This is a genomic window from Streptomyces sp. NPDC051664, from assembly GCF_044453545.1.
GTDB lineage: Bacteria > Actinomycetota > Actinomycetes > Streptomycetales > Streptomycetaceae > Streptomyces.
This window is the reverse complement of the sequence record NZ_JBITCU010000001.1, coordinates 239620-254781: the sequence shown is the minus strand read 5'-3', so window position 1 is coordinate 254781 and position 15162 is coordinate 239620. Positions and strand designations below refer to the sequence as shown.

11 protein-coding genes are annotated in these 15162 nt (G+C 69.8%); 8 read left to right on the top strand and 3 right to left on the bottom strand.

From position 1 onward, the window contains the following. Nucleotides 1–124: 124 nt before the first annotated feature. A complete protein-coding gene (locus ACIA8E_RS01165; protein WP_399292953.1) occupies nt 125–2104 on the bottom strand; it encodes an ABC transporter ATP-binding protein in 1980 nt (659 codons plus the stop codon). Nucleotides 2105–2202: 98 nt separating this feature from the next. Continuing rightward, nucleotides 2203–4119, bottom strand: a complete 1917-nt coding sequence (locus ACIA8E_RS01160; RefSeq protein ID WP_399292951.1) for an ABC transporter ATP-binding protein — start codon at nt 4117–4119, stop codon at nt 2203–2205. A 142-nt stretch (nt 4120–4261) separates the two neighbouring features. On the opposite strand from ACIA8E_RS01160, the gene ACIA8E_RS01155 reads away from it, so the two are divergent. From ACIA8E_RS01155 to ACIA8E_RS01140, 4 genes are read left to right on the top strand one after another with little or no spacing between them, the layout of a single operon-like run. Next, a complete protein-coding gene (locus ACIA8E_RS01155) occupies nt 4262–5194 on the top strand; it encodes an ABC transporter ATP-binding protein (RefSeq protein ID WP_399292949.1) in 933 nt (310 codons plus the stop codon). A gap of 1 nt (nt 5195) precedes the next feature. After that, complete coding sequence (locus ACIA8E_RS01150; RefSeq protein WP_399292947.1) at nt 5196–5975, top strand: ABC transporter permease; 780 nt, start codon at nt 5196–5198, stop codon at nt 5973–5975. A gap of 30 nt (nt 5976–6005) precedes the next feature. Further along, nucleotides 6006–7289 (top strand): sensor histidine kinase, encoded by a 1284-nt coding sequence (locus ACIA8E_RS01145; protein WP_399292945.1) that lies wholly within the window; start codon nt 6006–6008, stop codon nt 7287–7289. A gap of 53 nt (nt 7290–7342) precedes the next feature. Then, the gene (locus ACIA8E_RS01140; RefSeq protein WP_399292944.1) at nt 7343–7993 is read left to right on the top strand and encodes a response regulator; all 651 of its coding nucleotides are present in this window, start codon (nt 7343–7345) and stop codon (nt 7991–7993) included. 39 nt (nt 7994–8032) lie between these two features. On the opposite strand, the gene glgX is transcribed toward ACIA8E_RS01140, so the two are convergent. After that, the gene (gene glgX / locus ACIA8E_RS01135) at nt 8033–10297 is read right to left on the bottom strand and encodes a glycogen debranching protein GlgX (RefSeq protein ID WP_399292942.1); all 2265 of its coding nucleotides are present in this window, start codon (nt 10295–10297) and stop codon (nt 8033–8035) included. Nucleotides 10298–10449: 152 nt separating this feature from the next. On the opposite strand from glgX, the gene ACIA8E_RS01130 reads away from it, so the two are divergent. The 4 genes from ACIA8E_RS01130 (at nt 10450) to ACIA8E_RS01115 (ending at nt 14814) form a co-directional block, all read left to right on the top strand. Further along, nucleotides 10450–11709, top strand: a complete 1260-nt coding sequence (locus ACIA8E_RS01130; RefSeq protein WP_399292940.1) for an Ig-like domain-containing protein — start codon at nt 10450–10452, stop codon at nt 11707–11709. A 232-nt stretch (nt 11710–11941) separates the two neighbouring features. Continuing rightward, nucleotides 11942–13192 (top strand): Ig-like domain-containing protein, encoded by a 1251-nt coding sequence (locus tag ACIA8E_RS01125; protein WP_399292938.1) that lies wholly within the window; start codon nt 11942–11944, stop codon nt 13190–13192. Nucleotides 13193–13279: 87 nt separating this feature from the next. Further along, a complete protein-coding gene (locus ACIA8E_RS01120) occupies nt 13280–14047 on the top strand; it encodes an enoyl-CoA hydratase/isomerase family protein (RefSeq protein ID WP_093772437.1) in 768 nt (255 codons plus the stop codon). A gap of 251 nt (nt 14048–14298) precedes the next feature. Continuing rightward, on the top strand, nt 14299–14814 hold the full coding sequence (locus ACIA8E_RS01115) for an ATP-binding protein (protein ID WP_399292936.1): 516 nt from the start codon (nt 14299–14301) through the stop codon (nt 14812–14814). Nucleotides 14815–15162: the final 348 nt, after the last annotated feature.

Here is a 15162-nt window from a genome sequence, read left to right as displayed (position 1 = left end):
GACGCTCCTCCGCCTTGCGATGCACCGCATCCGACGCCGCGCGCTGATCCACCAGGGATCACGGGACAGCCCTTAGACCGCCGCTGCGGGAGGCCGACGGGGAGACCGTCACCCGCGGTCGGTCTCAGGCCAGGCTCTCCCGCCAGGCGCGGTGGAGCCCCGCGAACCGTCCTGTCCCGCCGATGAGTTCGGACGGGAAGCCGTCCTCCACGATTCGGCCGTGCTCCATCACCAGCACCCGGTCCGCGATCTCCACGGTCGACAGCCGGTGGGCGATCACCACCGCGGTCCGGCCGTGCAGCACCGTGTCCATGGCGCGCTGCACCGCCCGTTCGCCGGGGATGTCGAGGGAGCTCGTCGCCTCGTCGAGAATCAGCACCGCCGGGTCGGCGAGCAGGGCGCGGGCGAAGGCGACCAACTGGCGCTGGCCGGCCGAGATCCGGCCGCCCCTCTTCCGTACGTCCGTGTCGTATCCGTCGGGCAGACTGCTGATGAAGTCGTGCGCTCCGATCGCCTTCGCGGCCTGCTCGATCTCCGCGGGGGTGGCGTCCGGGCGGCCGATGGCGATGTTCTCGGCGACCGTCCCGGAGAACAGGAACGCTTCCTGGGTCACCATCACCACGCCGCGCCGCAGTTCGGGTGTGGCGAGGTCCCGGAGATCGGTCCCGTCCAGCAGCACCCGGCCGTCGGTCGGGTCGTAGAACCGGGCCAGCAGTTTCGCGAGCGTCGACTTCCCGGCGCCCGTCGAACCGACCACGGCCACGGTCTGCCCTGCCGGGATCGTCAGGTCGAAGCGGGGCAGCACTTCGCCGCCCGTTCGGTAGGCGAAGCTCACCGAGTCGAAGACCACGTCCCGGCCCGGCTGCTCACCCGTGCGGGCGGGCAGCTCCCGCGGGTTCGTGGTCTCCGGCACGGTGGGGGTCTGGGCCAGCAGACCTGCGATCTTCTGCAGCGACGCCGCGGCCGACTGATAGGAGTTGAGGAACATGCCGAGCCGGTCGATCGGGTCGTACAGCCGTCGCAGATAGAGCACGGCCGCCGCGAGCACGCCGAGTGCGAGAGCGCCGGAGGCGACTCGGTACGCACCCCACAGCACGATCCCGGCCACCGCCGTGTTCGCGACCAGCCGGGAGCCGACGACGTAGCGCGCCATCTCCAGCAGCGCGTTGCCGTTGGTCCGGCAGTGCCGCTGGTTGAGCCCGTCGAACTCGGCGTCGTTGGTGCGCTCGCGGCGGAAGGCCTGGACGGGACGGATTCCGTTCATCGTCTCCGCGAACTTCACGATGACCGCCGCGATCGCCGTGGACCGCGCAGCGAAGATCACACCGGCCCGCCGCTGGTAGAGCCGCACCAGCGCATACAGCGGGACGAAGGAGAGGACGGCGACCGCACCGAGATCGAAGTCCAGCCACAGGAGCATCAGTGAGATGGATACGAAGGAGAGCACCACGCCGATGAGTTCCTGCAGGCCCTCGCTGAGCAGCTCCCGCAGCGATTCCACATCCGTGGTGGAGCGGGAGATCAGCCGGCCCGAGGTGTAGCGCTCATGGAAGTCCACACTGAGCGCCTGCGCATGCCGGAAGATCCGCCCGCGGAGATCGAGCAGCACGTCCTGGTTGATCCGGGCGGAGGCCTGGATGAACGCGTACTGCATGCTTCCCGCGGCCGCCGAACACAGTGCGTATCCGATGGCCACGGCGATCAGCGGCCCGTAGTCCTTGTCCCGGAACGCCGGCACGCCGCTGTCGATCGCGTAGGCGACCAGCAGTGGGCCGGCCTGGACGGCTACCTGCTGGATCAGCAGGAACAGCGCGGCCACCACCACCCGGCCCCTGAGCGGGCCGAGCAGGGACACCAGCAGGGTGCGGGTAGCGCCGCGAGGCGTGGGCAGGTCGTCCCGGTCGAAGGGGTCCCCGGCCCCGGCGTCGACGGCGGAGTCGGGTTCCAGGTCGGTGGCCCGGGCCTTCGTCCGCGGACCGCCGCCCTGCCCGGTACCTGTCCCCGCACCCGTGCCGTTCAGGTCGCGGACCTTGATCTCCGTGGCCGCAACCGTGGCCGCAACCGTGCTCGTGCGCGCGCCGGAGCTCGTGACGGGGTGTCTCATTGCGCCCGTCGTGGTGGCGGCCGTTGACTCCGGGCCGGGCCCGGAGCGGTTCTCGTCGTCGCCGTCCGTCCCTGTGGGACACCCTGTCGTCGCATCGGTCATCGGGCACTGCCCTCCTCGGCAGGGACGTCCATGGCACGCACGCCGGCGTCGGACATGTATGCGGTACCAGCATCCCCGGCGGTCATGTCGTCGGTGAGTTCAGCGGACACCGAGCTTCCGGCGCCGGACATCAGCCAGGCGTATTCGGCGTTGCTGCGCAGCAGTTCCTGATGGGTGCCGACCGCGCTGATCCGGCCCTCCGACAAGAGAGCCACCCGGTCGGCGAGCATCACCGTCGACGGCCGGTGGGCGACCACCACGGCCGTGGTCGATTCCAGCACGCGCCGCAGGGCGGCCTCCACCAGCGTCTCCGTATGCACATCCAATGCCGAGAGCGGGTCGTCGAGCACCAGGAAGCGCGGCTTCCCGACGACGGCGCGGGCCAGTGCGAGGCGCTGCCGCTGACCGCCGGAGAGACTGAGACCCTGCTCGCCGACCTGGGTGTCGATGCCGTGCGGCAGGTCGTACACGAAGTCGGCCTGCGCGATCGACAGCGCCCGCCGCAGCTCGTCCTCGCCGGCGCCCTCGGCGCCCATGAGAACGTTCTCCCCGACGCTCGCCGAGAAGAGTGTCGGCTCCTCGAACGCCACGGACACCAGCTCACGCAGCCGTTCGCGCGGCAGGGTGGTGATGTCGGCACCGTCCAGCGTGATCCGCCCGTCGGTGACGTCGTGCAGTCGCGGTACGAGCGCGGTGAGCGTCGTCTTCCCGGATCCGGTGGCCCCGACCAGGGCCATCGTCTCGCCGGGGCGGATCCGTAGATCGATCCGGGTCAGCACGGGTACGGACCCGGCCTCCGCGTCCGGGTAGCGGAACTCGACGCCTTCAAAGACCATCCCGCCGTCTGCGGAAGACTCCGGGAACGACTTCGCGGACGTCCCCGCGGACGGCTCCTCGTCCGACTCCCCGGCCGTCTCACGCTCCTCCGCCACGTCCATCACCTCGAAGAACCGCTCGGTCGCCGTGGCCGACTCCTGGCTCATCGCCAGCAGGAAGCCGATCGACTCGACCGGCCATCGCAGCGCCAGCGCCGTCGACAGGAACGCGACGAGCGTGCCCGCCGACAGTCCGCCGTCCGCGACCTGGATCGTGCCGAGCACCAGCGCCGCCCCGATCGCCAGCTCGGGGATGGTGGTGATGAACGCCCAGATGCCGGCGAGCAGCCCAGCCTTGTCGAGTTCCGTACCGCGCAGCCGCTGCGAGAGACCACGGAAGGCCAGGGCCTGGCTGCGGTGCCGGCCGAAACCCTTGATGATGCGGATGCCGAGCACGCTTTCCTCGACCACCGTCGTCAGATCGCCGACCTGGTCCTGGGCCTTGCGCGCCACCACCGCGTACTTCGTCTCGAAGACCGAGCAGAGGATCACCAGCGGCACCACCGGAGCCAGCAGCACCAATCCCAGCGTCCACTGCTGCACCAGCAGAATGATGAAACCGGCCAGGATGGTGGTGGCGTTGACCAGCAGGAACGTCAGCGGAAAGGCCAGGAACATACGCAGCAGCATCAGATCCGTGGTGCCGCGCGACAGCAGCTGACCCGATGGCCACCGGTCGTGGAAGGCCACCGGCAACCGCTGCAGATGCCGGTACAGGTCAGCCCGCATCGACGCCTCGACGCCCGCCAGCGGCCGCGCCACCAGCCACCGCCGCAGCCCGAAGAGCAGCGCCTCGACGATGCCCAGCAACAGCAGGTAGAGCGCGCCGAGCCAGACTCCGCCCGGATCGTGGTGCGCGACCGGGCCGTCCACGATCCACTTCAGTACGAGGGGTATCACCAGGCCGAGGCAGGAGGCGACGACCGCCACGGCAGCCGCGCCGAACAGACGGATCCGTACAGGCTTCACGTAAGGCCACAGCCGCAGCAGGGAGTGCGCGGCGGACCGGTGCTTGGGCTCTACATGGTTTTCGGGCATCAGGGGCGAGCCTACGGTTCACCACTGACATCCCTCATCTGGTTTTCCTCGCGGTCGTACCCGCCATCAACCGATCGGCTGATGCCGTTTCGAGCGCGATGGACGATGCCGCGCGGGCCCGCCCGGCAGGACCCTCGTACCCATGGCCATCATCGAAGTGAACGGGGTGCGCAAGGCCTACGCCGGGCGCCCCGCGGTGGACGGAGTGACCTTCGCCGTCGACGAGGGGGAGATCTTCGGGATCCTCGGGCCCAACGGCGCGGGCAAGACCACGACCGTCGAATGCGTGGAGGGACTACGCGTCCCCGATGCCGGCACGGTCCGGGTCGCCGGACTCGACCCCGTCGCCGACCACGGGCCGGTGACGCAACTGCTGGGAGCCCAGCTCCAGGAGAGCGAGCTGCAGGCCAAGCTCACGGTGCGCGAGGCGCTGGAGCTGCACAGCGCCTTCCATCCGCGCCCCGCCGACTGGCGGGCCCTGGCCGAACGGCTCGGTCTGCACACCAAGCTCACCACCCGGTTCGCCAAGCTGTCGGGCGGTCAGAAGCAGCGACTGTCCATCGCCCTCGCCCTGGTCGGCAACCCGCGGGTCGTGGTGCTCGACGAGCTGACCACCGGACTTGACCCCCGGGCCCGCCGTGACACCTGGCAGCTGATCGAAGAGGTACGGGACAGTGGCGTGACCGTCCTTCTCGTGACCCACTTCATGGAGGAGGCCCAGCGGCTCTGCGACCGGATCGCCGTGATCGACAAGGGGAAGGTCGTCGCCCTCGACACCCCGTCCGGCCTGATCAGCAGGGCCGGCAGCACCACCGCCATCTCCTTCACCCCCTCGCAACCCTTGGCCACCGGAGATCTGGCGGAGCTCCCCGGCGCGGCGTCGGCCGAGCAGAAGGGCGGCCGGATCGTCATCAACGGCACCGACGAGACCGTCAACGCGGTGATCTCGCTGCTGGCCCGGCACCGCATCACCGCACACCAACTGCGCGTCAGCGAAGCGACCTTGGACGATGCCTTCCTCGACCTCACCGAGACAGAGCCAGAAACCGAAGCAGACAAGGAAACGGCGGCCTGAGATGCCCACCACCTCCCTCGCATCAACCACTCCGGCCTCTGGCAACCCCTCTTTCGCCGTCCTCAAGTGCGAGACCCGGCTCTTCCTCCGCGAGCCCGGCAGTCTCTTCTGGATCCTCGTGTTCCCTACCGTCCTGATGACGATCCTCGGGCTGGTCCCGTCCTTCCGGCATCCCGACGACGCCCTCGGCGGCCGCCGCGTCATCGACCTGTATGTGCCGGTGGCCGTACTGCTCGCCATGATCATGGCCGGGCTGCAGGCCATGCCGCCCGTCCTCACGGGCTATCGCGAACGCGGCATCCTGCGCCGCATGTCGACCACTCCGGTGCGGCCGTCAGCCCTGCTCACCGCACAGATCGCGCTCCACGGCGCCGCCGCCCTGGGCTCGGCCGTGCTGGTCATGGCCGTCGGCCGTATCGCCTTCGACGTGCGGCTGCCCGGTCAGCCCGCCGGCTATCTGCTGGCCCTGCTCCTGGCGACCGCGAGCGTTCTCTCCCTCGGGGCGATGGTCAGCGCGGTCTCCGCCACCACCAAGGTCTCCGCCGCGGTCGGCTCGGTCGTCTACCTCGCGATGATGTTCACGGCCGGGGTCTGGGTACCGGTCCAGACGATGCCGGGCACCCTCCGCCGGATCGTCGAGTGCACCCCGTTCGGCGCGGCCTCCCAAGCACTGGACAGGGCGGCCTCCGGCGGCTGGCCGAGCTGGGCGCATCTGGGGGTGATGGCCCTGTGGACCGCCCTGCTGGCTGCAGCGGCGACCCGTTGGTTCCGGTGGGAGTGACGCGGCCGGGGGCCGGGGCAGACTGACCTCATGGGAACGGGGCGCACCGGCCGGAGTGCCGCAGCGGTCACGACGGCCGAGCAGGGGTGGGAACAGTTCTTCCGGTACGGGCCGTACGGTCTGCTCGGGCTGGCCACCGTCGTCTCGGCGATGTCCGCCGACCTCATCATGAGCCGTACCGGGATGTACGTGGCCGGGGCGCTGGTCCCGGTGGCGCTGATGCTCCAGCTCTGGTGGAGCCGGATCCGGCACCGGCCTGCCGGGCGGTCGTGGGCCCCGTCGGTCTACTTCGTGGTCCGCACCATCCTCGCCTTCGTGCTGACCTGGAGCAACCCGTTCTTCTCCATGTTCGCGCTCCTCGGCTACTTCGACGCGGCGCGCCTCCTCTCCAAGCGGGCCGCACGTGTCGGGATGCTGGCCACCGCCGTCACCATGGCGGGCTCCCAGTGCGGCAGCGGTTTCCCGCCGGAGACACTGACGAACTGGACGGCCTTCGGCATCCTGCTCGCCCTGCACAGCACCCTCGTCCTCGTCTTCGCGCAGCTCGACACCCGGCAGGCCGAGCAGGCCCGTACCCAGCTCGACACCATCGACGAACTGGAGTCCGCCAACGCCCGTCTCGAACAGGCCCTGGCGGAGAACGCCGGTCTGCATGCCCAACTCCTCGTCCAGGCACGCGAGGCGGGAGTCGCCGACGAGCGGAGCCGGCTCGCCGCGGAGATTCACGACACGATCGCCCAAGGGCTGACCGGCATCATCGCCCAGCTCCAGGTGGTCACCTCCACCGCCGAGTCTGACCCTGCGCTGGCCCGCGTACACCTCGACCGCGCCGCCGCGCTCGCCCGCCACAGCCTCGGGGAGGCTCGCCGGTCCGTGAGCAATCTGGTCCCCACCGCACTGGCCCACGACGACCTCCCCGAGGCGCTCGGGAAGACCGTCGCGAGCTGGGCGGAACGTACGGGTGTACGCGCCGAGTGCACGGTCACCGGCACCGCCGAGCCGCTGCACGACGAGGTCGGCGCCACCCTGCTCCGGATCGCGGAGGAAGCCCTCTCCAACGTCGGCCGTCACTCCGGGGCCACCCGGGTCGGCGTCACGCTCTCTTTCATGGGCGACGAAGTCACCCTGGACGTACGGGACGACGGTTGCGGCTTCGACCCGGTGGCCCTGCCGCCGTACCGGGGCTCGGACGGTTTCGGCCTCGGCGGTATGCGTGCCCGCGCCGAACGCATGGCGGGGGCCGTCGTGGTGGAGTCGGAACCGGGCAACGGAGCGGCGGTCTGTGCCCGCGTCCCCCTGGTTCCCCAGCGATGAACACCGCGCATCCGGGCAACGCGTATCCGAGCAGCGCGTACGGTGGAGCCGCCATGGTTGACGGAACCGCACGCACCATCACCCTCATCGTCGTCGACGACCACCCCGTCGTACGGGACGGTCTGCGCGGCATGTTCGAGTCGGCCCCGGGCTTCGAGGTCCTCGGCGAGGCGGCCGACGGCGTCGAGGGAGTCGATCTCGCCGCCCGCCTGGACCCCGACGTCGTCCTGATGGACCTGCGGATGCCGGGCGGCGGCGGAGTCGCGGCAATCGCCGAACTCACCCGGCGCGGCGCCCGCTCCAAGGTGCTCGTCCTCACCACGTACGACACCGACTCCGACACCCTCCCGGCGATCGAGGCGGGAGCCACCGGCTACCTGCTCAAGGACGCGCCTCGCGACGAGCTGTTCACCGCCGTCCGCGCCGCCGCCGACGGCCGCACCGTGCTGTCTCCCGCGGTCGCCTCCCGGCTGATCACCCGGGTGCGCATGCCCGTCGGCGCCGCCGACCAGTCGCTGTCCGCACGCGAGCGCCAGGTGCTCGAACTCGTCGCCAAGGGCACCTCCAACCGGGAGATCGCCGCCGAACTGTTCATCAGCGAGGCAACGGTGAAGACCCATCTCACGCACATCTTCAGCAAGCTGGGCGCCAAGGACCGTGCCGCGGCCGTCGCGGTCGCCTACGACCGCGGCATCCTCGGCTGAGCCGCCCCGCCATCCGTAGCTTCTCCCCTCCGCTCCCGTTCACTCCCTGACACGCAGCAGCAACACCGCCCTCGCCGGTACCGTCAGTACCTCGTTGCCCCGGTGCACCGTCGCAGGCGCGGTCGACTGGTCCTCCTGCGAGGTGTCCAGCACCAGTTCGTACGCCTGCGCCCATGGCGCCCCCGGCAGCCGGAAGCCGATCGGACGGTCGGCAGCGTGCAGGATCGCCAGGAAGCTGTCGTCGGTGACCTGCTCGCCGCGCGCGTCCCGGCCCGGGATGTCGCGCCCGGAGAGATAGAGACCGACTGTCGCGGCCGGTGCGTACCAGTCCGTCTCCGTCATCTCCTTACCCTGCCGGGTGAACCACGCCAGGTCCCGCAGCCCGTCCGCGGCCTGCGCCCGGCCGGAGAAGAACGCCCGGCGGCGCAGCACCGGATGGGTGTGGCGCAGCGCGAGCAGGCGGGCCGTCAGCTCGGTCAGCTCCCGCCACTGGGGCTGGTCGAGCAGGGACCAGTCCAGCCAGCTCACCTCGTTGTCCTGGCAGTACGCGTTGTTGTTGCCGCCCTGCGTACGGCCCATCTCGTCGCCCGCGACCAGCATCGGCACCCCGGTCGAAAGCAGCAGCGTGGTCAGCAGATTGCGTAGCTGGCGGCGGCGCAGCGCGTTGATGCCGGGGTCGTCGGTCTCGCCCTCGGCTCCGCAGTTCCAGGCCCGGTTGTCCGACGTGCCGTCCCGGTTGCCCTCTCCGTTGGCGTCGTTGTGCTTCTGCTCGTAACTGACCAGGTCGCGCAGGGCGAAGCCGTCGTGCGCGGTGATGAAGTTGACCGAGGCGTACGGCCGGCGGCCGCCCCATGCGTAGAGATCGCTCGATCCGGTCAGCCGGTAGCCCAGATCCCGCACATCGGGCAGGGCGCCCCGCCAGAAGTCCCGCACGGCGTCCCGGTAGCGGTCGTTCCACTCGGTCCACAGCGGCGGGAACGCGCCCACCTGGTAGCCGCCGTTGCCGACGTCCCACGGCTCGGCGATCAGTTTCACCCGGCGCAGCACCGGGTCCTGGGCGATCACCGCGAGGAACGGGGACAGCATGTCGACGTCGTGCATCGAGCGGGCCAGCGCCGCCGCCAGATCGAAGCGGAAGCCGTCGACGCCCATCTCCGTGACCCAGTACCGCAGCGAGTCCGTGATCAGCCGCAGCACGTGCGGCTGCACCACGTGCAGGGTGTTCCCGCAGCCGGTGTAGTCGGCGTATCTGCGGGCGTCGGACTGGAGCCGGTAGTAGCCGCGGTTGTCGATGCCGCGCAGCGACAGCATCGGCCCCAGCTCGCTCGCCTCCGCCGTGTGGTTGTAGACCACGTCGAGGATCACCTCGATCCCGGCATCGTGCAGCGCCCGCACCATCCGTTTGAACTCGCCGACCTGCTGGCCTCCCGTACCGCTGGCCGAGTAGTCCGCGTGCGGGGCGAAGTAGCCGATCGAGTTGTAGCCCCAGTAGTTGTGCAGCCCGCGCCGGAGCAGATGGTCCTCATGGGCGAACTGATGGACCGGCAGCAGTTCCACCGCTGTCACCCCGAGCCGCTGCAGATGGCCGACGGCCGCCGGATGAGCGAGACCGGCGTACGTGCCGCGCAGTTCCTCGGGGATCCCCGGGTGCAGCTTGGTGAAGCCGCGCACATGCAGCTCGTAGATGACGGAGTCCGCCCACGGGGTCTTGGGCCGCCGGTCCTCCGCCCAGTCGTCGTCGTCGTGGACGACGACACCCTTGGGCACGAACGGAGCGGAGTCCCGTTCGTCGCGCACGGTGTCGGCGACATGCTGCTGCGGCCAGTCCCTCACATGGCCGTACACCTCGGCCGGCAGGGTGAACGAGCCGTCCACGGCCCGTGCGTACGGGTCGAGGAGCAGCTTCGCCGCATTCCACCGGGCACCCGTCCACGGGTCCCAGCGGCCGTGCACCCGGTAGCCGTACCGCTGACCCGGCCGCACGCCCGGCACGAAGCCGTGCCAGACCTCATGGGTCAGCTCGGTCAGCGGAAGGCGCGTCTCGTTCCTCTCCTCGTCGAAGAGGCAGAGCTCGACGGCCTCGGCGCCGCCGGCCCAGAGCGCGAAGTTGGTGCCCGCCACCCCGTCGGGCCCCACCCGGAAGCGGGCCCCGAGCGGCATCGGCGCACCGGGCCACACGGCCTGCTGCTGCCCACCGGAGGGGGCCGGCCCGCTCGCCGGGCCGGTCCCCGGCTCTTCCGCTGTCCGCTCCACCGCCTCCCTGACCGGCCCTGGCACTGTCTCCTGCTCGGCTGCGCTCGACACTCTCAGCCTCCCGCGGCTCGTCCGGACCCGGCACCGAAGAGGAGCGCACGGCGTCCCGGCCGCGGCTCCTCGAGTGTGGTCCTCCCTCTGTTCTGCCCAGGGCAGGGCCCGCACTCACGTTTCCCCCCGGCCGCTCCGGTCGTTGGGGGAACGTGAACCACAACGCGAAGAAGGCAGGAGCGAGCCCGGCCACCGTGCTGACATGGGCAGGACTGCTCGCTGTACTGGCCGTACTGACAGGTTGCACCGACTCGGAATCATTCATCAGCGGGAAGCCGGGGTCGTCGCCGTACGCGATCAGGATCACCCCGCAGAACGGGGCCAGGGACATCAGGCCCGACGCCCGGGTCGAGGTGAAGGTTTCCGACGGGCGGCTGGAGCACGTCAAGGTGACGCAGATCGAGGTCGCGGAGCAGCCCGCGAACGCGGAGCGGAGCAAGGACGCAGGACAGCGCGAGATGCGGGGTCTGATCTCGCAGGACGGCCTCTCCTGGACCCCGCGCGGCGCCTCGGGCCGGCTCAGCCTGGCCGCCAAGTACACCGTCGACGTGGTGGCCCTGGACGGTGCGGGGCGCCGCTCGGCCCGCCACTCCACCTTCACCACGGCGGTCCCCCGGCACCGCTTCACCAGTAGCTTCGAGCCGGACGAGCGGTCGACCGTCGGCACCGGCATGATCGTTTCCTTCCACTTCGACCGCGTCATCAAGAACCGTGCGGCGGTGCAGCGGGCCATCCGGATCACCGCCGAGCCCGCGGTCGAGGTGGTGGGGCACTGGTTCGGCGGCGGACGGCTGGACTTCCGCCCGGCCGCCTACTGGAAGCCGGGCACCGAGGTCACTGTCGCGGTGGCGCTGCACGATGTGGAGGGCGCGCCCGGCGTGTTCGGCACCCAGCGGAAGAGGGTCACCTTCACTGTGGGCCGCTCGCAGGTGTCCAGGGTGGACGTGGCCGACCACACCATGGAGGTACGCCGCGACGGCCGGCTGCTGTCCAAGGTCCCGATCACGGCGGGCGCGCCGGCCACGAGCACGTACAACGGGAAGATGGTGGTCACCGAGATGCAGGAGGTGACCCGGATGGACGGCCGGACCGTCGGCTTCGGCGGTGAGTACGACATCAAGGACGTTCCGCATGCTGTGCGGATCACCGACTCCGGCACCTTCGTGCACGGCAACTACTGGGCGGGCGGTGGCGTCTTCGGCTCGGCGAACGTCAGCCACGGCTGTGTCGGGCTGCAGGATGTGAAGGGCGGTGGCGGGGACACACCGGCCGGCCGGTTCTTCGACCGGACGATCGTCGGGGACGTGGTCGAGGTCGTCAACTCCGAGGACAAGAAGGTCGCTCCGGACAACGGTCTGGGCGGCTGGAATCTGAACTGGATCCAGTGGAAGGCGGGCTCCGCGCTCCACTGACCCGGATCGGCCGGACACGCACCTGACACCCCCGCGCAGCGCTTCGAACCGTGCGTCACCTGGGGAAGTTCCGCTCCAACTTGGGACTGAACGGTGACATCCGAGGGGGGATCTCCGCACGGGCGGTGTGGTTATCTTTCGCTGAGCGCGCATGAGCAGCGCGCGGGGGTGGGAGCCTGCGGGCTCCCTGGGCCTTGGCGGGGCCAGGCCGTGTGAAGGGGAGACGACCACATTGAACGGGCAGCCGATATCGGGGACATCGGTCGGGACGAACGGCGGGCGGCGTGGTCGGGGGGCCACCGGACTGCTGGCTCTGGTGCTGGGAGCGCTGCTGCTGGTGACGGCCTGCGGCGGGGGAGATACCGACGCCGGGAGCAAGGGCAGCAACACGGGCGGGGGCAAGAGCGAGGACACGACCGCCTCGCAGGCGGTGGTGACCGTCGCACCGAAGGACGGCGCCGACTCCGTCGCCACCAGTGGGGCGCTGAAGATCTCCGCCGATCAGGGCAAGCTGACCACGGTCAAGGTGGCCGACCCCAAGGGCGTCGAGGTCGAGGGCGAGATCGCGGCGGACGGCACGAGCTGGGAGCCCGAGCAGCACCTGGCCGCGGCGACGAAGTACAGCGTCCACGCGGTCGCCAAGGACTCCAAGGGCCGTCAGTCGGCGAAGGACACCACTTTCACCACACTGGTCCCGAAGAACACCTTCATCGGGCAGTACACGCCGGAGGACGGCTCCACGGTGGGCGTCGGCATGCCGGTCTCGATCCACTTCACTCGCGGCATCACCGACCCGGACGCCGTCGAGAAGGCCATCGACGTGACGGCGGAGCCGTCCGTCCCCGTCGAGGGCCACTGGTTCGGTAACGACCGTCTCGACTTCCGCCCCGAGAACTACTGGGCGGCGGGCACCAAGGTGACCGTGAAGCTCAACCTCGACGGGGTCGAGGGACGCCCGGGGGTCTACGGCAAGCAGGCCAAGACGATCTCGTTCACCGTCGGCCGCCGCCAGGTCAGCACTGTCGACGCGAGCACGCACCGCATGAAGGTCGTCCGCGACGGCAAGGAGATCAGGAACATCCCGATCTCCGCGGGCGCCCCGGCGACCACCACGTACAACGGACAGATGGTCATCAGCGAGAAGCTCAAGGTGACCCGGATGAACGGTGACACCGTCGGCTTCGGCGGCGAGTACGACATCAAGGACGTGCCGAACGCGATGCGGCTGTCCACGTCGGGCACGTTCATCCACGGCAACTACTGGGGCGGGCCCGGCGTGTTCGGCTCGACCAACACCAGCCACGGCTGCGTCGGTCTGCAGGACGTACGCGGCGGCTGGAGCAGGACGACCCCGGCGGCCTGGTTCTTCAACCACTCGATCATCGGCGACGTCGTGGTCGTGAAGAAGTCCCAGGACAAGACGATCCAGCCGGACAACGGTCTCAACGGCTGGAACATGAGCTGGGCGGAGTGGACCAAGTAGTTCGCGACGTACGACACGACGGCGGGCCCGGTGCTGTGACCAACAGCACCGGGCCCGCTGTCGTTAGCGCCGGTTAACCTGCCTCCCATGACCGTAACCCTCGAAGCAAGCGACGGCGTCGGCACGATCCGGCTGGACCGCCCGCCCATGAACGCCCTGGATGTCGCCACCCAGGACCGGCTGCGTGAACTCGCCGAGGAGGCGACCCGGCGCGACGACGTGCGCGCCGTCGTCCTCTACGGCGGCGAGAAGGTGTTCGCGGCGGGCGCGGACATCAAGGAGATGCAGGCGATGGACCACACGGCGATGGTCGTACGGTCCAAGGCGCTGCAGGACTCCTTCACCGCGGTGGCCCGGATCCCCAAGCCGGTCGTCGCCGCGGTCACGGGCTATGCGCTCGGTGGTGGCTGCGAACTGGCGCTCTGCGCCGACTTCCGGATCGCCGCCGACAACGCCAAGCTGGGCCAGCCCGAGATCATGCTCGGTCTGATCCCCGGTGCGGGCGGCACCCAGCGGCTGGCCCGGCTGGTCGGCCCGTCCAAGGCCAAGGACCTGATCTTCACCGGCCGTCATGTGAAGGCCGAGGAGGCCCTGACGATCGGTCTGGTGGACCGGGTGGTGCCGGCGGCCGAGGTGTACGAGCAGGCGCATGCCTGGGCCGCGCGGCTGGCCAAGGGACCCGCCCTGGCACTGCGCGCCGCGAAGGAGTCCATCGACGCGGGGCTGGAGACCGACATCGACACCGGACTCACGATCGAGCGGAACTGGTTCGCCGGTCTGTTCGCCACGGAGGACCGTGAGCGCGGTATGCGCAGCTTTGTCGAAGAGGGCCCGGGCAAAGCCAAGTTCCTCTGACCGAAGGTCAGTTGGGCACACACGGACGTGGGTTCATCCGTGTGGGCGGATTAGCTGAGCCTTAAGGCAACCTTAAGGCTCAGCGCTTCGGTGATCGGTGCAATTGCGTTCGGGCGGCACATATGTGCAGGTCGGAGCGGGTGTCGAGATGCGCATTCTGCCTCTGGCATATGCCTACCGACCTGTACGGAATGCCCTCTTCCGGGGGAGGGATTCCCTCGGAACGGCCCCGGAGGGCCCGCCGTGCGGCCATGATGGTGTGCATGGCGGGCCTGGAGGGTGTGGAACAGCCGCGACAGCGCGGCGGTGCGACTGCGGCACGCTGGGTGTCGGCTGTCGAGGACGAACAGGCGTTCAAGGCGCTGGAGTTGTTCGGAAATCCGACGGAGGGCGAGGTCCGGCTGCCGTCCCGTCCGGAGTCCGCGGCGACTGCTCGCCGGCTCACCTCGTGCGTGGTGCTTCGGCAGTGGGCGCTTTCCCCGCAGACTGCCGAGCATGCCGTACTGCTCGTTTCCGAACTCGTCGGCAACGCGGTACGGCACACCGGTGCCCGCATCTTCGGGCTCCGGATGCTGCGCCGCCGCGGCTGGATCAGGATCGAGGTGCGCGACCCCTCGCGCGGACTGCCGTGTCTCATGCCGGTCCAGGAGATGGACATCAGCGGCCGCGGCCTCTTCCTCGTCGACAAGCTCTCCGACCGGTGGGGGGTGGATCTGCTGCCGCGCGGCAAGACCACCTGGTTCGAGATGCGGATCTCCGACCGCTGAGCCGGTCAGGCCTGCCGGGCCTCGCCTTCCCTTGCCTTCCCCCCTGCACGTCCGGACGACGCACAGAAGCCCCCGGTCTGCCGTGGTGCGGCGCCTCGGGGGCTTCTGTGTGGGGACCGTGAAATGGGGGGTGTGTTCACGGCCGCGTAAGACGACCTGGCCCGGGTCAATGGGGGTCGTGGAACCGACTATGGCAGATGGGCGACCGCGGAGCCAAAAGCGCTAATCTGTTGAAACAGGCTATATCTTGACATTTCTGCGGTGAATCGTAGGTGTGATGGGTCACTGGCCTGGCAATGCATGAATGACTATGTGGTTCCACGGGTGATTCATCGAGCATCCGGGTCG